At 62.7% G+C, this 19,163-nt stretch carries 19 protein-coding genes; 12 read left to right on the top strand and 7 right to left on the bottom strand.

From position 1 onward, the window contains the following. Positions 1–138: 138 nt before the first annotated feature. Both CGLAUT_RS08840 and CGLAUT_RS08835 read left to right on the top strand, forming a co-directional pair. Entirely contained in the window at positions 139–909 is a 771-nt protein-coding gene (locus tag CGLAUT_RS08840; RefSeq protein WP_290184685.1) for a hypothetical protein, read from the top strand. 64 nt (positions 910–973) lie between these two features. After that, positions 974–1,444 (top strand): hypothetical protein, encoded by a 471-nt coding sequence (locus CGLAUT_RS08835; protein WP_290184683.1) that lies wholly within the window; start codon positions 974–976, stop codon positions 1,442–1,444. Here CGLAUT_RS08835 and CGLAUT_RS08830 read toward each other — a convergent pair. After that, positions 1,441–2,610 (bottom strand): M20 family metallopeptidase, encoded by a 1,170-nt coding sequence (locus CGLAUT_RS08830; RefSeq protein ID WP_290184681.1) that lies wholly within the window; start codon positions 2,608–2,610, stop codon positions 1,441–1,443. The two genes, CGLAUT_RS08835 and CGLAUT_RS08830, sit on opposite strands and share 4 nt — an antisense overlap. Positions 2,611–2,706: 96 nt before the next feature. Here CGLAUT_RS08830 and CGLAUT_RS08825 point away from each other — a divergent pair, with 96 nt between their 5' ends. From CGLAUT_RS08825 to CGLAUT_RS08810, 4 genes are read left to right on the top strand one after another with little or no spacing between them, the layout of a single operon-like run. Then, entirely contained in the window at positions 2,707–2,940 is a 234-nt protein-coding gene (locus CGLAUT_RS08825) for a PEP-CTERM sorting domain-containing protein (protein ID WP_290184679.1), read from the top strand. A 47-nt stretch (positions 2,941–2,987) separates the two neighbouring features. After that, on the top strand, positions 2,988–3,794 hold the full coding sequence (locus CGLAUT_RS08820) for a serine hydrolase domain-containing protein (RefSeq protein WP_095660399.1): 807 nt from the start codon (positions 2,988–2,990) through the stop codon (positions 3,792–3,794). Positions 3,795–3,816: 22 nt separating this feature from the next. Then, the gene (locus tag CGLAUT_RS08815) at positions 3,817–4,632 is read left to right on the top strand and encodes a trimeric intracellular cation channel family protein (RefSeq protein WP_095660398.1); all 816 of its coding nucleotides are present in this window, start codon (positions 3,817–3,819) and stop codon (positions 4,630–4,632) included. A gap of 9 nt (positions 4,633–4,641) precedes the next feature. After that, positions 4,642–5,559, top strand: coding sequence for a DMT family transporter (locus CGLAUT_RS08810; protein WP_095660397.1), 918 nt, complete (start codon positions 4,642–4,644; stop codon positions 5,557–5,559). Between the two features lie 276 nt (positions 5,560–5,835). On the opposite strand, the gene CGLAUT_RS08805 is transcribed toward CGLAUT_RS08810, so the two are convergent. After that, a complete protein-coding gene (locus CGLAUT_RS08805; RefSeq protein ID WP_290184675.1) occupies positions 5,836–6,723 on the bottom strand; it encodes a CD20-like domain-containing protein in 888 nt (295 codons plus the stop codon). 380 nt (positions 6,724–7,103) lie between these two features. Here CGLAUT_RS08805 and CGLAUT_RS08800 point away from each other — a divergent pair, with 380 nt between their 5' ends. From CGLAUT_RS08800 to CGLAUT_RS08790, 3 genes are all read left to right on the top strand, one after another. Beyond that, positions 7,104–7,523, top strand: a complete 420-nt coding sequence (locus CGLAUT_RS08800; protein ID WP_290184674.1) for a hypothetical protein — start codon at positions 7,104–7,106, stop codon at positions 7,521–7,523. Continuing rightward, a complete protein-coding gene (locus CGLAUT_RS08795; protein WP_290184672.1) occupies positions 7,516–8,901 on the top strand; it encodes an NAD-dependent succinate-semialdehyde dehydrogenase in 1,386 nt (461 codons plus the stop codon). Before CGLAUT_RS08800 ends, CGLAUT_RS08795 begins: the two co-directional genes overlap by 8 nt. A gap of 209 nt (positions 8,902–9,110) precedes the next feature. Further along, a complete protein-coding gene (locus CGLAUT_RS08790; RefSeq protein WP_290184670.1) occupies positions 9,111–10,466 on the top strand; it encodes an endonuclease/exonuclease/phosphatase family protein in 1,356 nt (451 codons plus the stop codon). Here CGLAUT_RS08790 and CGLAUT_RS08785 read toward each other — a convergent pair. Then, the gene (locus CGLAUT_RS08785; protein WP_290184668.1) at positions 10,463–11,308 is read right to left on the bottom strand and encodes an HAD-IIA family hydrolase; all 846 of its coding nucleotides are present in this window, start codon (positions 11,306–11,308) and stop codon (positions 10,463–10,465) included. The two genes, CGLAUT_RS08790 and CGLAUT_RS08785, sit on opposite strands and share 4 nt — an antisense overlap. Then, the gene (locus CGLAUT_RS08780) at positions 11,305–11,580 is read right to left on the bottom strand and encodes an acyl carrier protein (protein ID WP_290184666.1); all 276 of its coding nucleotides are present in this window, start codon (positions 11,578–11,580) and stop codon (positions 11,305–11,307) included. Before CGLAUT_RS08780 ends, CGLAUT_RS08785 begins: the two co-directional genes overlap by 4 nt. Before the next feature lie 23 nt (positions 11,581–11,603). Here CGLAUT_RS08780 and CGLAUT_RS08775 point away from each other — a divergent pair, with 23 nt between their 5' ends. Both CGLAUT_RS08775 and CGLAUT_RS08770 read left to right on the top strand, forming a co-directional pair. Further along, positions 11,604–12,488 (top strand): alpha/beta fold hydrolase, encoded by an 885-nt coding sequence (locus CGLAUT_RS08775; protein ID WP_290184665.1) that lies wholly within the window; start codon positions 11,604–11,606, stop codon positions 12,486–12,488. Between the two features lie 61 nt (positions 12,489–12,549). Continuing rightward, positions 12,550–13,101: an LURP-one-related family protein gene (locus CGLAUT_RS08770; protein ID WP_290184663.1), complete on the top strand. Its 552-nt coding sequence runs from the start codon at positions 12,550–12,552 to the stop codon at positions 13,099–13,101. A gap of 51 nt (positions 13,102–13,152) precedes the next feature. Here CGLAUT_RS08770 and CGLAUT_RS08765 read toward each other — a convergent pair whose 3' ends face one another. Beyond that, positions 13,153–13,467, bottom strand: a complete 315-nt coding sequence (locus CGLAUT_RS08765; protein WP_290184662.1) for a hypothetical protein — start codon at positions 13,465–13,467, stop codon at positions 13,153–13,155. A 144-nt stretch (positions 13,468–13,611) separates the two neighbouring features. Here CGLAUT_RS08765 and CGLAUT_RS08760 point away from each other — a divergent pair, with 144 nt between their 5' ends. After that, entirely contained in the window at positions 13,612–15,414 is a 1,803-nt protein-coding gene (locus CGLAUT_RS08760; protein WP_290184660.1) for a flavin-containing monooxygenase, read from the top strand. A gap of 252 nt (positions 15,415–15,666) precedes the next feature. Here CGLAUT_RS08760 and CGLAUT_RS08755 read toward each other — a convergent pair whose 3' ends face one another. Both CGLAUT_RS08755 and aceE read right to left on the bottom strand, forming a co-directional pair. Continuing rightward, complete coding sequence (locus tag CGLAUT_RS08755) at positions 15,667–16,077, bottom strand: hypothetical protein (protein WP_095660382.1); 411 nt, start codon at positions 16,075–16,077, stop codon at positions 15,667–15,669. 108 nt (positions 16,078–16,185) lie between these two features. Continuing rightward, complete coding sequence (gene aceE, locus CGLAUT_RS08750; protein WP_095661148.1) at positions 16,186–18,927, bottom strand: pyruvate dehydrogenase (acetyl-transferring), homodimeric type; 2,742 nt, start codon at positions 18,925–18,927, stop codon at positions 16,186–16,188. Positions 18,928–19,163: the final 236 nt, after the last annotated feature.

The raw sequence follows: 19,163 nt of genomic DNA, 5'->3' as shown, positions 1-19,163 counted from the left end.
TTGCGGGGCACTGCACGGTAGGCACCTTACAAAACATCGACCGTTCTTTCGCATGCGGTCGCAGTGTTTTCCCGCGCCCCTGTTAAAAGGCTTCAAATTGGGTGTACATTTCCGCAAGGGGCGGTTATTGTGAAATCTATGAACAGGCCGATTCTCGCTGTGGCTACCGCGGCGGCGCTTTCCGCTTCGACGTTGGTAGCTCACGCCGCTACTAACGACGAAATCGCTGACCTGGTCTCTGTAGCTGAGGACTACAGCCCGAGTGCCGGTGACAGTACTGTTGCTGATGGTGTGGAGCCACTCTCGCCCAATTTCGGCGGCGATGAAAACGAGGTCGGCGGCGATGAAATCGGCGGCGCTGAGCCTGGCGGCGCTGAAATCGACGGTGATGAGCCTGGCAGCTCCGAGGTCGGCAGCGCAGAGCCCAGCAGCGCGGAAATTGAAGGGTCGGAGGAATCGGACGATACCCTCACTGGCGTGACGGTGGTCCTGGCGCTCCTGGGTGTTATTGGCGGAGGCGCGTACCTCGCTGTAACCAACGGCCTAGTCGCCCTGCCGGATGCAATCGCCCAAGCAGGCTATGATATGGGCGTACCTGAGGTTACACCGAACCAAGGGTCATGCGATTCGGCGGAGTTCGACGCTGTGGTCGATGGCTGGCCCGCGCCGCTGGGCACATCGGTTAGTTATTGCGATGGCCTTTTCGCCACCGCAGGCGCCAACGGCACCGATTGGGTGGTGCACTTTAACTGGCAAAACGGACAGTGGCACGCCATCTCGCCCGATGGCTTCAGCCATCCATCTGGGTACCCCTGTTACAACGGGTACCGGATCAGCGAGATGGGCGGACCGGAGGAGTTCACGCGGCAACTTTTGCACTGCACACCTGAAGAGATCGCCTCACCTTAAAACTCCAATAACGGAAACTTAACACTCGGTGCAGAGAGCGTGGGATCGAGCTAGTTTGCTGTCTATGAAAAAGCCACTGCTCGCCGTGACTGCGGCTGCCGCCTTGACCATCGCCTCCGTTATCTCACCATCCGGTGCACACCTTCCAACCGCCACCGCGGCCGAGGGCTCCTCCGTTGCAACCGGTGCCGCTGCCGCACTCGGTGTGCTCGCCATAGTCCGCGGTGGTGCTTATCTTGCTGTCCAACAAGGCCTGATCTCCATTCCAGGCCTGCCCCCGCTTCCTGCGATTCCCGGCTTTCCAGCCAAGCGCGGGAACTGTGCCCCAGCCGAATTCGACCGCGTAGTTGCCCATTGGCCGGGCAAGCAGGGAACCACCGTGGTCTACTGCGACGGCCAGTTCGCCACCGCTGGGGCAATCGGGACGAGCGAAACCGTGCACTTCATCTTCCGCAACGGGCGCTGGGAAATCCTCAACTATGACGGCTACACCACAAACGCCCACATTTGCACGCCGGCTGAGATCGGCCGCTAGCTCCACTCCCGGCCGACGGCGGCGATGCCGTTGGCCAGCAGGGTGGTGAAGAACGGCACCGAATCCGGGTAGATGAACTCGTGGCGGGCGTGCGCCCCGCCGCCGTCCGCGCCCATCCCGCAGATCACCGGCGTGCCCTCGTCCGCGATGAAGTTCGCGTCTGAGCCGCCGCCCACCTTCGCGCTATCTAACTCGCGGCCCATCGCCTCCGCCTCGGCCTGCAGCAGCGCGAAAAGGCGCTCGATCCCCTCGGTAGTCGGCATCGGCGGGCGACCCCAGTCGCGATCCACCGCGATGGAAACGCGTTCGTCGGAGATGGAAATGCGGTCTAACGAGGCGTCGATAAGCGAAGGCTCTTCCTTGTCCCAGTGCCTGATGTCGAGGGTGGCTGTGGCGCGACCGGCGGTGACGTTTGCGCTGGTGCCGCCCTCGATGAGCCCAACGTTGATGGTGCGGCCGGCGTCCGGGTCGGCGAGTTTGACCGCCTCGAGGCACCATTCCATGAGCCCGGTGATCGCGCTCGCGCCCTTTTCCGGTTCGAGGCCCGCGTGCGCTTCGATGCCCGCCGCCGTGACTTGAATGTTGCCGATGCCCTTGCGGCCCACCTTCACCTTGCCGCCGGCCGCGGGCGCCTCCATGACGAATGCGGCGGTGGCCTCGCGAGCGTGGGCGCGAATGGTGGGAGACGAAGTCGGCGAGCCGATTTCCTCGTCACCGTTGAAGATGATGGTCACGGTCGGGCGCGGCGTGTCGGAGTCGTTGAGCAGCTTCAGCGCCCAGATCGTCTGCGCGAGTCCGATCTTCATGTCGTAGAGGCCGGGGCCGGAGAGGCGCTCGCGCGGATCCTCGTTTGCGTCGACGGCCGGCGGGTCCCATTCGGCGAGCGTGCCCACCGGCCACACGGTGTCGTAATGCCCCACGAGCTGCACGTTCGCGTCCTGCGTGCCGTTGTACGTCAGCACCGCGGTATCGCCCTTGTCCTCGTGCGGGAGCCGCTCGAAGTGGTCCGGCTCGCCGAGTCGCTCGCGGGTCAGCGCCAGCAGTCCGTCGAGGGTCTCATCGAGGTGGGCCTTGCTTGTCGACGGCGACTCACGCTCCACCAGTTCCATCGCATCCTTAAGGATTTGGTCGAGTTGGTCTTTGGCGAGGGATTCGGGGATGGTCATGGGCCCCATTGTTGCAGGTAGGTGTTGCCGCGGCGGTGCGCGGTGCTAAATCGCCGTGGCCGAACGCCGTGGCCGAGCACGGGTTAGACTGCCAGCGTGAACCAGCGCACCGACCTCACCTACCAGGCCTTCATCGGCTTTCTCGGGTTCTTCGCGTTCCTCGCCGTGATCCAGGCGGTGCTGAACCTGTTCAGCCCCGAGCCTGCGATCTGGCCGGGGTTGTTCGCAGGTTTGCTTGTGCTGTTGACGTGGTGGCTCACGCGGCGCTGGCAGCGGCTGCGCCGCGATGCTCCCGGCGCGCCTGACACGCCTGGCACGCCGGATATCTAAGTCAACTAGGTCGATGAGCCAACGACGCGATAGCTAGGATCGGGCGCGTGGAGATCCTCGAACAGCACCTTGCAAAATGGCCGGTCGACAACGTGGCGGCGGGACTCGTCGGCAAGCATGAAGCGACTTTCGGCGACCCGGACCGTGTCTTCGAGCTGGCGAGTGTGACCAAGCTTCTCTCGGCATACGGTGTGCTCATGGCCGTCGAGGAGGGAGCTTTTGAGCTTGACGACGCCCCGTCCAACGCCCCCGAAGGAGCCACCGTTCGCCACCTCCTGGCGCACGCCTCGGGCGTCGGCTTTGACTCGCGCGAACCCCAAAAGCCGGTGGGGGAGCGGCGCATCTACTCCTCCGCCGGTTACGAGATCCTCGCCGAGTTTGTCGAGGAGACCACCGGCATCGCCTTCCCGGACTACCTGGCAGAGGGGGTCTTCGCCCCCTTGCAAATGGATTCGACTCGGCTGGTGGGAAGTGCTGGGCATGGGACGGAGGCGTCGTTAAGTGATTTGCTCCGCTTTGCGCAAGAGGTGCTGGAACCGACCCTGCTGAGTGCGCAGACCGTGCGCGAGGCGCGGACGAACCAGTTCGGCGACCTGCGCGGCGTTGTGCCTGGTTACGGGATGCAAAAACCGTGTCCCTGGGGCCTGGGCTTTGAGCTGAAGGGCGAGAAATCGCCGCACTGGACCGGCGACGGGATGCCGCCGGAGACCTGCGGCCACTTCGGCATGGCGGGCACGTACCTGTGGGTGGCTGATGGGCAGGCGATGGTGGCGCTGACGGACCGCGAGTTCGGCGACTGGGCGAAGCCGCTGTGGCAGGAAACGAACACGGCGATCTGGGAGGCGTTGCGCTAGCTGCGCGACTAGCATCCGGGCAATGGAATTGTCCGAAAACGTGCAGACATTGTTCTTCGTGCTGGAATACACCGGCGTGGGGCTCGCGGCCACCATCGGCGGCACGATTGCCAAGCGGATGAACTTTGACATCATCGGGTTCGCGTTCGTCGCCCTGATCTCTTCCCTTTCAGGAGGGCTGATCAGGGACGCAGTACTTAACGACGGCCCGGCCGCCGCACTTACCCACCCCGGCTACATCATCACCGCCACCGCGGGAGCGTTGTTCGCGTACCTTGTGGACCTCAGAGGCAAGGCGTGGGAGACGTTTAGGTTCTATGCCGACTTGACCACGATCGGGGTGTGGGCCGTCGGCGGAACCCTGAAAGCGCTGGCTAACGGGCTGAACTGGGTGCCGTGCGTGATCCTGGCGATTATCACCGCGATTGGCGGCACGCTGGTGCGTGACGTGGTGCTGCGGCGGATTCCGTCGCTGTTCACGGAGCAGAAGATGTACGTCCTACCCGCGATCGCGGCCAGCGTGGTGATGCTGGTGTTCAACCACTTCGGCATGCTCTACGGCGGCATGCTGGTGGCGGCGGTGATCGCGCCGATCTTGGCTGTGGCGCTGAACTTCGGCGGGCGCTACATCACCGCGTTGGATGCGAAGCGTACCGAGCGCCCGCTGGAAGAGAAGCTTGCCGACGCCCTCGGGTTGGAGAGTGATTTCGACGGGGCGGAAGAGGCCGCCGGCGAGGTGGTCGCGGCGCTTGACGCTGCCTCTGATGCACAGCTTGTTGCGGCGCTGCGTGTGTTGTTGCGCAATGAGGTGAAAGAGCGCACCGAGGCGAAGGCGTAAGTTAAGACCATGCTTTACCTGCCCATTGCGGTGTTCGTCGGCGCGATTGTGCCCGTGCAGACCGCAGCCAACGCGCGCCTGCGCCTGTCGGTTGGCAACCGCCCGATCGTTTCTGCGCTGATCTCTTTTTCTATCGCGCTGACGATCGCTTGCTTGGCGACGCTGGTTTTGCAAGGCAACCCGCTTCCACAGTTCAGTGACTCACCGCCGTGGTGGGGTTGGCTCGGTGGTCTGTTCGGTGTGGCTTTTGTGATTGGCAACATCCTGCTGTTTCCCAAGCTCGGTCCGGTGCAGACCGTTGTCCTGCCGATTCTGGGGCAGGTGGTGATGGGCCTGGCCATCGACCAGTTCGGTCTCTTCCGCGCGAAGCAGGTCGACGTGAGTTTGCTGCGTCTGTGCGGTGCAGCGGTGGTTTTGATCGGCATCGCTCTGGTGATGCGCGTCGGTCGTTCGCCTGCGATGACGTCGTCGCCGGTGTCTGGGCCAGAGGTGTGGCTCTACCGCTTGATTGGCGTTGGGGTTGGCATGGGTTCCGCGATGCAGACCGCGGTGAACGGGTACATGGGGACGATCGCAGGCTCGTCGTTGCACGCGTCCGAGATCAACCTTGCCGTCGGCGCGGTGCTGCTTTTAATTACGGTGTTGGTGTCGAGCCCGCGGCAGCTTGTCACGCAACCCACTGCGGGACCCTGGTGGATGTGGCTCGGCGGCTTCGTCGGCGCGATGTTTGTGATCGCCGGCGCGACGCTGGCTCCGATCCTCGGTACCGCTACCACGGTGATCGCGTTCAACGCCGGCAACATTGCGGGTGGCCAGCTGATGGAGTCCGTCGGCGCGTTCGGTGCCACGAAGACGCGTATCGACGGAGCGCGTTTACTCGGCCTCGTGCTCATCTTCGCGGGCGTAGTCGCCGTTCGCCTGCTCTAGCTCACAGCTTCGCGAGCCTCCCCAGTAACAGTCCGCCCAAATTTAGCGGCACCTCGCCCAAACCTCGGACTGCAAGGTTGCCTGGTTATGCACCGACCCGTCTACAACCGTTGTAGAAGAGTCCGTAAATCGAGCTGCAAAACCCCAGGTCGAAATCGGGCAATGTGCCGACCCCTCTACAAAGCCGAATCAGTCAATGGTTATCCGGTGACCCATACGTGAGCAGAAAGAGAAAAAGCCTGCGGGTAAGTACCGCAGGCCAAATCCGAAGTCGTGCTACTTAACAGCGACGAACTTCTTCTTCGTGAACATGTCGGGCTCCACAGCCAGGACACCCTGGTCCGCAGTATCAGCCGGCACCAGGAGCGCGATGTTGCCGCTGACGCTGCCGCCACCGTAGAGGGTGGTAAGGGTGTCTAACGAATTCGGAGCTACGGCAAGGTTGTCGCCGCGGCTTACCGTAGTGCCGTCGACAGTGACATAGTCGATTGAAGCCCAAGGGGTGGAGCCCTGTGGATCGTCGCCCGTGTAAGTCAACGTCACGTCCGCCAAAATGTACTTCTGACCCTCGCCAGGCGCATCGTTGAACGGGTTCGCTGCTATAACGGCTTCGGTGGCATCGAGGTCGACACCGTTAACGGTCGCGGTCCAGTCGCTGCCCGAAATTGCAGTACCTAGTGGAAGTGGGTTCTCGCGAGAATCGCCAGCGCCGCCAGCTGCATCGTTGTTCTTGTCTGCGTCCGAAGCGGGTTGATCTGAGAGTTGGTTTGCCGGGTCAGCGGGTGCGATAGTCGGCTCGGCGTTGAACGACTCGTCGACCGCGTTACCGATAACGGTGAAGAACACAATGAATCCAACCAGGGTGCCTACGATCGAAAGGATCAGTGCTGCGAGAGCCATGCCTTTCTTCTTGCCGCGCGCGAAGAGCCCAACGAGGGAAAGGATGAATGCAATCGGAAGCAGGATCCACCCGATGATCAGCGCTCCGGGGACGCAGGCGAAAATGAACCCGATGACCGCACAAACTAGTGCTACGAGGCCGATGGTGTTCTTCTCTTTCGCGACGGGGGCGGGAGCGGGTCCTGCAGCCATCGGATCAACTGGGTAGTTCGGACCCTGAGGAAACTGGGAGTTTTGGCCGGGGCCTTGGTAAACGCTGGACATGGGGAGTGATCCTCATTTCGGGATGGAGGTCGAGACCTCAAACGGAAGACAATGAAACATCCGGTTAACGGGGTCCAGCCCTCTAAAACCAAGATGTCTAAAGCTCTACTTTAACTAGAGCGAATAGGGGGATCAAGCTCGGGTTGAGGGTTGCCGGGGTGGCTCGTGTGACGCATGATCGGCTCGACGACCAGAGATGCCGGAGAGATCAACAGAGATCGAAGGTGTCCAGCGATACTTTAGAGGCCGTTGGGGAAGACGAACCTCTCGTCTCGCACTGTGTCGATGGGGAAGCGGAAGTAGTCACCGCTTCGCCACCGGCACTGTGCGCCGCCGAAAACGCGGGATGACCGCGAACAAACACGGAAGGGTCCCCAGCCATGACCACCACGCTCGTTGCCGCACGTGAATACACCTCTGCAACCGGACGCCAGGCCGCACACCAAACCGCGCCGCAGGAATATTACGACTTCTTCGCGCTCGGACAGTCCGCGCTCGCGCAGCCCGCAACCGCAGCGCCCGCGACAGAGCGCACCACCTTGATCATTGAGGGGATGGATAAGCGGGTTCGGAGGGCCGTCGAAAAGCTTTTGCTCCTGCTGCCTGAGTCGAACGAGGCGGGTGAGGTGTGGTTCACGCGGTGGCGTCGCCAGGCGAATGGCTCCTACTCCTGCCGCGAGAACCTGAATGCGCCGCGCGATGCGCTCGCCGATTTCGAGGCTGAGCTGCAGGCGCTCGCAGAGGAGGAAGGGTTCATGGCACAGATTGAGCGCCGAGCGTACGCTGGCGCCCATGTCTAATCCCTATCGAGTACAAAACCCGAAGACAAACACTGTTATTGAGACGTTCGATTTCATCTCGGGCGACGACCTTGAATCCGTCCTCGCCTCCGCGCACGACGCGTTCAAAGAGTGGCGCGAGCTTAGCTACGACGACCGTGCGGAGAAGCTGCGCAAGGCCGCGCAGATTTTCGACGAGCGCCGCGACGCGCTGACCCGCATCATCGCTGAGGAGATGGGCAAGTCCATCAAGGAAGGCGACGGCGAGGTCGACGACGTCGTCGAGATTTTCAACTACTACGCCGACCACGGCGCGGAGTTCGGCGCCGATCAGGAGATCCCGAACAATCAGAACGGTACCGCCATTCTGCGCAAGGTGCCGCTCGGCGTGATCGTGGGCATCATGCCGTGGAACTTCCCGTATTACCAGGTCGCGCGCTTCGCGGCGCCGGCGCTGATGGCCGGCAACACCGTGATGGTCAAGCACGCTGAGATCTGCCCGCGCTCCTCGCAGCAGATCCAGGACATCCTCGAGGAGGCCGGCTTCCCGAAGGGTGCGTTTACCAACCTTTACGCCTCGCACGACCAGATCGCGACGCTGATCGAGGACTCCCGCGTCCAGGGCGTCTCGCTTACCGGTTCCGAGCGTGCCGGTCGCCAGATCGCTTCGCAGGCCGGCCAGGCGCTGAAGAAGTGCGTGCTGGAGCTCGGCGGCACCGACGCGTACGTGGTCCTCGACGCCTCCGACGTCAAGGAAGCCGCGCAAACCGCGTGGAAGAAGCGCATCAGCAACACCGGCCAGGCTTGCACTTCCAACAAGCGCATCATCGTCATGGAAGACATTCACGATGAGTTCGTGCAGGAGCTTATTTCGCTTGCCGACGGCTACGTCAAGGGCGACCCACTCAATCCCGGAGAAGCAGGCGAAAACGAGTACTTCCCGCTTTCGTCGCGCGATGCGGCTGAGAAGTTGGCTCAGCAGGTCAAGCTGGCTGTCGATGCCGGCGCGACGCTGCACACCGGTGGCGAGCTGGATGCCGAGGGTGCGTACTTCTCCCCGGCCGTGATGACCGGCATCCCGGTTGGCTCCGATTCCTTCTACGAGGAGTTCTTCGGCCCGGTGGTGACCGTGTGGAAGGCGTCCTCCGAAGAAGAGGCGATTGAGCTGGCCAACGACTCGTTGTACGGCCTCGGCGGCGCCGTGATGTCGGAAGATGAGGAGCGCGCCAAGAAGGTGGCGAACCGCATCGACACCGGCATGATTCACGTGAACATTCCGCAGGCGCGCGGCGCCGAGCTGCCGTTCGGTGGCGTGAAGAACTCCGGCATGGGCCGCGAGCTCGGCCCGCTGGGCATGGACGAGTTCGTGAACGTCCAGCGCTACTTCGTGGCGGACTAGTTCGGGGACGCCTCCGGGCTAATCCGTTGAATCCCGCGGATACCTCTTATATGGAGGTCCGCGGGATTTCTGCGTTGATCACGGAGTTCGTCGATAAGCAATCGACGAATCACCTTGGGCGAAGGTAAGAAAAGGCTGATACTCTGCGGGTGCGGCGCCACGTTGGGCGTCGTCACGCTACTTGGCACCTCATGGGGGAGGAACCATCAATGCTCACCGGTACCCGTATCCGCATCAGGACTTTCGCGACTGTTGTGGCCGCCGTGCTGTTCGCGGCTCTACTCATCTTCGTTCCACAGTCCATTGCTCCGTCCGCTTCTGCGGATGAGAACTCCAATTCGACCACCGACACCACTACCGACATCGAACTCAACATCCTTTCGCTGAACCTCTGGGGTGGTGCGAGCTTCGTGCCAGACGGCAAGGGCTATGCAGACACCGCGGCGATCATCGAAGAACTCGGCGCTGACATCGTCTTCTTCCAGGAGACCGGCGACGCTGCTGAGCCGATTGCCGACGAGCTGGGCTTCAACGCCCACGTCACCGGCGGAAGCGTCTCCGTCATTTCCCGCTATGACTTCGTGGAGACCGGCGTGATCAAGGATCACGCTGGAAACCCGCGGTGGGCGAAGGCCACTGTCAAGGTCGGCGATGACGTGGTCACCGTCTATAGCGGCCACCTTGAGTACCGCGCGTACGCGAACTACTGGCCGCGCGGTTACGCGGGCGAGGCGCTCGGCGACGGCTGGCCGGACAACTACCGCACCTGGGATCCGCTGGATGCGCCGGTCACGGATGAAGCCACGCTGAAGCAGATCAACCTCGAATCTCGTCGCCCGGACTCGGCTCGCGCGCTCATCGCAGACGCCGACGCTGAGGCTGCAAAGGGCCGCTTCGTCATCTTCGGCGGCGACTTCAATGAGGCGTCCGCACTCGACTGGACCGAGGAAACCAAGGACACCTTCGAGCGCAACGGTGTCGCGCGCGAGTGGGAGACGACGCAAACGCTTCTCGACGCCGGCTACGTGGATTCCTACCGGACCATCTACCCGGACCCACTGACCCACCCGGGCATCACCTGGCCGACGAAGCAAGGCCACAAGTCCGCCGAGGAAGCGGCCTGGGCAAAAGGTGCTGACGAGCGCGACCGCATCGACTACATCTTCTTCGCGCCGAACGAGCGCCTGGCCCTGAACCAGGCAGCAATTGTCGGTCCGGAGGAATCGATCTCGAAGTCCAAGGCAGTGGTTGATGGCACGGCTGACACCTTCATCGTGCCGACGAGCGCACCGTGGATCTCCGATCACCGCGGCATGATGGCCAAGTTCACCATCAAGGCACCTGCTCAGGGGTCCGCCACGGAGACCGCCACCGAAACGTCGTCTGCGCAGCCTTCGACCAGCGCTGAACCGTCGACAAGCACTGAGCCGACCACCAAACCGAGCAACCCGGTGATTGCAGTCGCGCTCAACATCATCGCCGGTCTCATTAATCTGATCGGTAACTTCTTCGGTTCCGAGCGTCTCGCGAAGATCGCCGACCAGGTCCGATCGTTCCAGCGCTAGCTCTCACTCCGCATTTCGGCGGGGGCGCCGTCTCCGGTGTCGTCTTCGTCGTCGTTGTAGCTGCCATCACCAAACGGATCGCGCACGCGATCGATCAGCTCCGCCACCGAGTCCAGGACCAGGGTGGGGCGGTAGGGGTAGCGGGCGATCTCGGCGTCGTCGGCAATGCCGGTGCGCACCAGCACCGTGCGCATACCGGCTTCCAGACCGGCCTTGACATCGGTGTCCATTCGATCGCCGATCATCACGGTGTACTCGGAGTGAGCGCCAATCTGGTTCAACGCGGTGCGCATCATCACCGGGTTCGGCTTGCCCACGTAGTACGGCTGCATGCCAGTAACCGCGGTGATCATCGCCGCTACAGAACCGGTCGCCGGGATCACGCCGTTCGGTCCCGGGCCCGTCATATCCGGGTTCGTCGCGATGAATCGGGAGCCTCGAAGAATCAGGTTGCAAGCCGTGGTCAGCGCCTCGAATGAGTAGGTGCGGGTCTCGCCAAGCACCACGAAATCCGGATCGGCGTCGGTGAGGATCCACCCGACCTCGTGCAGCGCGGTGGTCAGACCGGCTTCGCCAATCACGTACGCCGACGCCGCTCCAGCCTGCTGTGAAAGCAGTCGCGCGGTCGCGGTCGCGGACGTCCAAATCCGCTCCGGCTCAATGTGCAGACCCATGCGCACCAGCTTCGCGGAGAGGTCGCGCGGGGTCTGCATCGAGTTGTTCGTCAGCACCATGAATTCGATGCCCTCATCGCGCAATGTGCCGATGAATTCCTCCGCGCCCGGGATGACGCTGCCTTCGCGGTGCAGCACCCCGTCCATGTCGGTCAGATATGAAATCATGCTTCCTCCGAGTTTTCCTCGAGATATTCCGCCAGCTCACTTACGGTTGCACATTTGTCGTACACGCGCTCATCGATGCGCACTCCGAACTCCTCCTCGATCCGGATCGCCAGCTCGATCCGATCCAGCGATGACAGCGCCGAATCGGTAAGTAGCGTTTCGGGGGAGAGGTTGGCGTTGAAGTGATCGTCGATAAGCGAAAGCAACCTTGAACCCGTGTCTTCCTGCACGAGTTCGATCTTGTCCAACCCCAGGCGTTCGCTTAGCTCCATGCCCTCATAATAGACTCGCCGGCATGTTGGAACTGCGCCCCGATCGCACCGGCACCGTCGACTCCGGCGGCGTGCGCGTGCACTGGTACGAGGTCGGGCCCGAGTCAGCGAACGTCACCGTGGTCTACGTGCACGGCTTCAACATCGCCGCCCCGGAGTTCGTGTTCCAGGTCGAGGCACTGCGCGGCAAAAGCATCAGGCAATTGCTTATCGACGTCCGCGGCCACGGCAACACCGGCTATTGCTCGCCCGAACTGCTCACCATTGATAGTGCGGCCGACGACGTGGCTACCGTGCTGCGCGAGCGCGGCGTGCGCGGACCCGTTGTGGTGGTGGGGCACTCGCTGGGTGGGCCGGTGTCGCTGTCGCTGATGCGCAGGTACGTGGAAGAGTTTGAGTGGGTGGGGTCGGTACAGATTTCGTCTGCCGTCGAGCCCTTTGCCGTGCAGGGCATGCCGCAGATTTTGGCTGGGCCGATCGGGCAGGTACTGGAGTGGGTGGTGGCGCGCACGCCGCACTTTGCTGAGGGGCTGCGCCGCGCGGTGACGCGGTCTCTGGCGCCGGTGTTGGCACTCGCGTTCTACTTCCGCCCGATGCCCTACGAGGTGATCCGCTTCCATGCCGACATGATCCAGCAGACGCCGTTGGCTACCTACGCTGGGTTTTTCGACGATCTGCTGGACCACTCGGAGCTTGAAGTGGGGGATGTGCTAGCGGACCTACCCGGTTACATCCTGGTTGGCGACCGTGACCACGTCACCCCGGTCTCCCAATCCGCACGGCTTTGGGAGCTGTGGCCGCGTGCGTTTGTGCAGGTGCTCCCGGACTCCGGGCACATGCCACCGTTGGACGCTCCGGGCGCGGTGACGGCTGCGATTGAGCGCGTGATCGCGCTCGGGGTCCGCTAGCGGGCCCTCCTGGAACCTTTCGCAAGCCAGAGGAGTCGAAAGGGCAACTACGCTCAGGGGCATGCTGAAAGAGCAAGAAATCGTAGTAAAACAAACCAAGGTTGTCGGGCGCGACGAGTTCGCGATTGAGACCCCCACAGGCGAGTTGCTGGGCACGGCCCGACAGACGCTGAAAATGAGCGACATTGTCAAGGCGTCGCGCGGGGTGGAGGTGTTCGACGCGGCGGGTACGCACGTGCTCAGTATTGAGGACCCGATCAATTTCTTCCGCGACACCTACGTCGTGCACCTGGTCAACCCGCCGATGGAACTGGCGCGGCTGACTCAGCGGTTTGCGTGGATCGGGTCGAAGTTCAATGTGGAGGTCGCCGGATTTCCTGAAGTGCAAGTTGAAGGCAAGGTATTCCAGCTCAACTACACGCTGACATCCCAAGGCCGCCCGATTGCGTCGGTGGATGCTGAATTCTCCGGTGTTGGGCGTGCGGTGATGGGCAAAACGAATTACCGGGTGCGCATGCAGCCGGGTCTCGACGAGCGCCAGCACGCTGCGGTAATTGGCGTCGCGCTGGCGATTGACATGCGCCGCGCGAAAATGCGCCGCCGCAGCGGTTAGGCAGTGGCCCCGGGGCAGCTAGAAGGTAGCCCCCGGGGTTTTATTCTCCGCTTATCCGACGCCCAGCGCGCTTATGAGGCCACCGTGCTGGTAGGCACCGAATCGCACCAGGCCGACGAAAACGGCGATGATGACCAGCAGCATCGATAACACCGTCGCGATAAACACGGAAATCATCTCGCGGCCGCGAAGGAAGACGCTCGAGAACGTTAAGACAATAGTCAGCACGAACGCGGCCACCGTCCCGGGCACCGTGAATCTGGCAAACCCGAAAACGCAGGCAAATGAGATGATCGCGCCGACCGCTAGCCAGTTGATCTTGCGGCGTGGCTGCGTCTTTTGGGAGAGGTCGGCTTGTTCGGTCACAACACCCAGTCTGCCATTGTGGTCCGAGTGTAGGGCATCGTGGTTCCACGCCCGTTCGCCGCTGATTGAAGCGAACCGTGTTCCCTAAAACACATCAGAAGCTATAGTGTGCGGTACATCACGTACAGATTTGAAGGGAGCACGATGACCAGCACATCCACCGCCGCCCAAGTGTGGCTGCAGAACCTCGAAAGCGCTATCGGCGCCCAAGACACGGACACCGCAGCTACCCAGGTCACGGAACTCTTCGAAGAGAACGGCTTTTGGCGTGACCTGCTCGGCTTCACCTGGAACCTGCACACTGCTGAGGGGCACGAGGAGATCGCGAAGATGATTCGCGAGACCCACCCCAACTGCGTGATCACCAACACCGAGCTCACCGATGAAGTGGACGAAGGCGGCGGCGTCACCCGAATCCATTTCAAGTGCGACACCGCGAATTTTCACTGCAGGGCGATCGCTAGGCTTCGCGACGGCAAGGCGTGGACCCTCCTCACGTCCGCCCGCGAGCTCAAGGACTTCCCGGAAAAGCGCGGTCGCAACCGCATCCGCGGAGCGCAGCACGGCCCGGAACAGGACCCGGAGAACTGGGCGGACCGCCGCGCAAAGCGCCGCGCGACCCTCGGCATTGTCGAGCAACCGTACGTGCTGGTCATTGGTGGCGGCCAAGGTGGAATTGGGTTGGGGGCTCGGCTGAAGCGTCAGGGGGTGCCGACGTTGATCGTCGATAAGCATGCGCGACCCGGTGACCAGTGGAGGGGCCGCTACCACTCCCTGTGCCTGCACGACCCGGTGTGGTACGACCACATGCCCTACCTGCCGTTTCCGGACGACTGGCCCGTGTTCACACCGAAGGACCAGATGGGTGATTGGCTGGAGCACTACGTGGGGATCATGGACCTGGACTACTGGTCCAACACCGAGGTCCAGCATGCCGAGTTCGACGAGGCTGAGCAGCGCTGGAACGTGACGCTCACCCGCGACGGCACGCAGATGCAGCTCCATCCGGTGCAGCTCGTGTTCGCCACCGGCATGTCGGGCGTGCCGAACCGGCCGCAGCTGCCGGGGCAGGAGAAGTTCGCCGGCGAGATCCGCCACTCCTCCGAGCACCCGGGTGGCGCAGGCGACGCCGGCAAGGACGTGGTCATCCTCGGGGCGAACAACTCCGCGCACGACATCGCCGCGGACCTGTTCCACAACGGCGCGCGGCCGGTGATGGTGCAGCGCTCCTCGACGCTCATCGTGCAGTCCGATGCGGTGCTGAACCACGCCCTCGGCGCGCTGTACTCCGAGGACGCGTTAGAGGCGGGCATCGACACCGACACCGCCGACCTGCTGTTCGCCTCGTGGCCGTACAAACTCCTGCCCGCCGAGCAGAAGAAAGTCTTCGACATCATCCGCGAGGAGGACAAAGCGTTCTACGACGCGCTGGAAAACGCCGGCTTTCTCATCGACTTCGGCGACGACGACTCCGGCATGTTCATGAAATACCTCCGCCGCGGCTCCGGCTACTACATCAACGTCGGCGCCTCCGAGCTGGTCATCGACGGTAGCGTGCCCGTCTACTCCGGCACCACCATCGCGGAAGTCAAGGAGCATTCAGTTTTGCTTGCCGACGGCACCGAGATCCCCGCCGACGTCATCGTCCTCGCCACCGGCTACGGCTCGATGAATGGCTGGGTAGAAAAGCTCATCTCCAAAGACGCCGCGGACACGGTGGGCAAAGTGTGGGGCATGGGTTCCGACACCACCAAAGACCCCGGTCCGTGGGAAGGCGAGCTGCGCAACATGTGGAAGCCGACGCAGGTGGACAACCTGTGGTTCCACGGCGGCAACCTGCACCAGTCGCGCCACTACTCGCGCTACATGGCACTGCAGCTCAAGGCGCGCTACGAAGGCATGGACACCCCGGTCTACGAGCTGGCGGAAGTGCATCACACCTCGTAGGGGCGTGGAGTGCGCGCCCGGCGCCCCGCCACCCGCCACCCCGCCACCCCGCCACCCGCCACGTGGCGCCGCCTCCTGCCGCTGGCGAACCAAACCCGGATATCTACAGACCCTTACGTACAGCACTGGCTACATAAGGGTATCTAGTTATCCGGGTTTGTCGCCATTGTCCGGGTTTGTGTCGGGGCGGGAAGTTGATGTCGTGGTTACGGTGGTGGATTAGGACGTGTTTTAGCGGGCCGTACGCTGCGGTCAGTTGAGGTTTGTGGCGGTCGCGGCGATCTCGTCGATGCGTTCGCCGTCGGGGTGGTCGCGCAGCAGGTCTAAGTAGTCGCGAAGCGGCTGCGGATCATTGCCCGGTTTCCGGTTCCAGTAAGTGACCGCGGCTTGTGCCGCGAGGTCGATCGAGTCCGGAATCCAGACAATGGGGCCGATGTAATTCTCCGTGAGGATGGAGAAGTCCTCCCACGACGTACTCTCCGTTGGCAGAATGACGCACAGGCGCTGGATGACCTCGCTGAACTCATGCGCGTGGTCAGATTTCCAGTCGTACCCGTCGCTGAGCCAATCCAACGCCGGAAAGCGTCTGAACAAGGCGATGAGATCATCGTCGCGGCCTTCCTGGGCGGCGGCGACTGCTGCGGCAAAGTCAGAATCTTGCATGTGTGCTCCAAAAAGCGTGAGCGCCTGGAGCCGGCCAATTGGGGCCAGCTCCAGGCGCTCGGGGATGTGGGGGCGCGACCGTGGGAACTAGCGCGACCAGGGTGAGACCTACTCGGTTGCGTTCTCCGGGCCCTCTTGCTCACCCGCCTGATCCGGCACGGCAGCGGTCGGGTCGTCGAGCTTGAGATCCTTTGCGGCCTTCGCGGCGATCTCCATATCGATCTTGTCCTCGTTGGCCAGACCCATCAGGGCTGCGACCACCATGGACTCAGCGTCGATGTTGAAGAAGCGGCGGGCGGACTCGCGAGTGTCGGAGAAGCCGAAGCCATCAGCACCCAGGGTGATGTACTGGCCCGGGACGTACGGACGGATCTGCTCCTGCAAGTCAGAGGCGAAGTCGGAGGTCGCGATGTATGGACCCTCGGTCTGCTTGAGCTGCTTGGTTACAAACGGCTCGCCAACGTCCTCGCCTGGGTGCAACAGCTGCTCATCGCGCAGGTGCGCACCGCCGCGGGCGCACTCCACCCACGAGGTCACGGAGTAAATCGCAGCGCCGACGTTGTAGTCATCCTGCAGGATCTGCTGCGCGCGCAGCGCCGCCTGCATACCGACACCGGATGCGAGCAGCGAGACGCGGTTGTCCTTGGAAGTATCGCCCTCGTCGTAAAGGTAAATGCCCTTGTGCAGGCCCTCGACGTCGAGATTCTCCGGGCGCGCCGGCTGGTGGGTCGGCTGGTTGTACACGGTGAGGTAGTACATGACGTTCTCGCCGCCGTCCGGGCCGTACATGCGGTCGATGCCCTTGGAGATGAGGTACGGCATCTCGTAGGCGAACGCCGGGTCGTAGGTGACCACAGCCGGGTTCGTCGATGCGAGGATCGGGGAGTGGCCGTCCATGTGCTGCAGGCCTTCACCGAAGAGGGTGGTGCGGCCGGCGGTAGCGCCGATGATGAAGCCACGGCCCATCTGGTCGCCGGCGGCCCAGAAGTTGTCGCCGGTGCGCTGGAAACCGAACATCGAGTAGAAGATGTACATCGGGATCATCGGCTCGCCGTGGGTGGCGTACGAGGTCGCCGCCGCGATGAAGGATGCGGAGGAGCCGTCCTCGTTGATGCCCTCGTGGAGGATCTGGCCGTCGTTGGCCTCGCGGTAGGACAGCTGCAGATCGTGGTCCACCGGCACGTAGTTCTGGCCGTTCGGGTTGTAGATCTTCAGCGTCGGGAACCAGGAGTCCAAGCCGAAGGTGCGGGCCTCATCCGGGATGATCGGCACAACGCGCTTGCCAATCTCCTTATCGCGCATGAGCGCCTTGAAGGTACGAACAAGCGCCATGGTGGTAGCCACCTGAGCCTTGCCCGAGTCCTTGAACAGCGCTTTGTAGGTCTTCTCAAAGTCCGGCTGTTCAAGCGGAGTGTAGGAAGTGCGGCGCTCCGGCAGGTAGCCGCCGAGCTCCTTGCGGCGCTCCTTGAGGTACTTGATCTCGTCTGCGTCCTCGCCCGGGTGGTAGTAGGGAGGCAGGTACGGATCCTTCTCCAGCTCCTCGTCGGAGATCGGGATTTCCTGCTTGTCGCGGAAGAGCTTCAGATCCTCCAGCGTGAGGTTCTTCATCTGGTGGGTAGCGTTGCGGCCCTCGAAACTGTGGCCCAGGCCGTAACCCTTCACCGTGTGGGCGAGAATGACCGTCGGCTTGCCCTTGGTCTCCAGCGCGCGCTTATAGGCAGCGTAGACCTTGCGGTAGTCGTGGCCACCGCGGCGCAGTGCCCAGATCTCCTCGTCGCTCATGTCCTCAACAAGCTTCCGCGTGCGCTCGTCGCGGCCGAAGAAGTGCTCGCGGACGTACGCGCCGTCGTTAGCCTTGAAAGTCTGGTAGTCACCGTCCGGCGTGGTGTTCATGATGTGCACCAGCGCGCCGTCCTTATCCTTCTCCAGCAGCTCGTCCCACTCGCGGCCCCAGACCACCTTGATCACGTTCCAGCCAGCACCGATGAAGAAGGTCTCCAGCTCCTGGATGATCTGGCCGTTGCCGCGCACCGGGCCGTCGAGACGCTGCAGGTTGCAGTTGATCACGAAGGTGAGGTTGTCCAAGCCGTAGAGTGCAGCCATCTGCAGCAGGCCGCGGGATTCCGGCTCGTCCATCTCGCCGTCGCCGAGGAAGGCCCACACGTGCTGCTTGTCGGTGTCCTTGATGCCGCGGTTCTGCAGGTACTTGTTAAAGCGGGCCTGGTAGATCGCGTTCATCGGGCCAAGGCCCATGGACACGGTCGGGAACTCCCAGAACTCCGGCATGCCGTGCGGGTGCGGGTAGGACGGCAGGCCACCCTGCGGGCGGGACACTTCCTGGCGGAAGCCGTCGAGGTCGTCCTCGCTCAGGCGACCTTCAAGGAAGGCGCGGGCGTACATGCCCGGCGATGCGTGACCCTGGAAGAAGATGTGGTCGCCGCCTTGCTCAGCGTCCTTGCCGTGGAAGAAGTGGTTGAAGCCTACCTCGTAGAGGGCTGCGGCGGAAGCGTAGGTGGAGATGTGGCCGCCCACCTTTACGCCCGGCCGCTGTGCGCGGTGCACCATCACGGCCGCATTCCAACGGATCCAGCGGCGGTAGCGCTTCTCAATCTTCTCATCGCCCGGGAACTCCGGCTCGAGCTTCGTCGGAATGGTGTTGACAAAATCGGTGGAAGACAACGCCGGCAGGGGGACGCGCTTCGCGTTCGCGCGCTCGATCAGGCGCAGCATCAGGTAGCGAGCGCGCTCCGGATCGGAGGAGTCAAGCAGACCGTCGAGGGAGTCCATCCACTCCTTGGTCTCTTCGGGGTCAGCGTCGTGCAGGTAGGAGGCGACACCGTCGCGCAGCATCGGGATGTTGGTATCTGGAGCGTTGCCGTACACGTCGGTGCTTTCCAGATTGGCCTTGTCGGTGGGATCAGCCACGTGAAATCCTCCAAAGTTTGGTGATCAGTTTTGCACTCGAGTCTAGAGCGTTTGCTAGCTCACGTGCGCCGTCTATAAGAAAAGTCATACCTTGGGGGAGCACACGGGGGCGGTATCACAGGTAAAGTGAACCGTCGTTAAGCAAAAGGCCCTTGAAGGAG

Origin of the sequence: Corynebacterium glaucum (assembly GCF_030408855.1) — a bacterium.
In the GTDB taxonomy this organism is placed as follows: domain Bacteria; phylum Actinomycetota; class Actinomycetes; order Mycobacteriales; family Mycobacteriaceae; genus Corynebacterium; species Corynebacterium glaucum.
The sequence above is the reverse complement of the archived record's forward strand: the minus strand, read 5'-3'. Positions and strand labels throughout refer to the sequence as shown.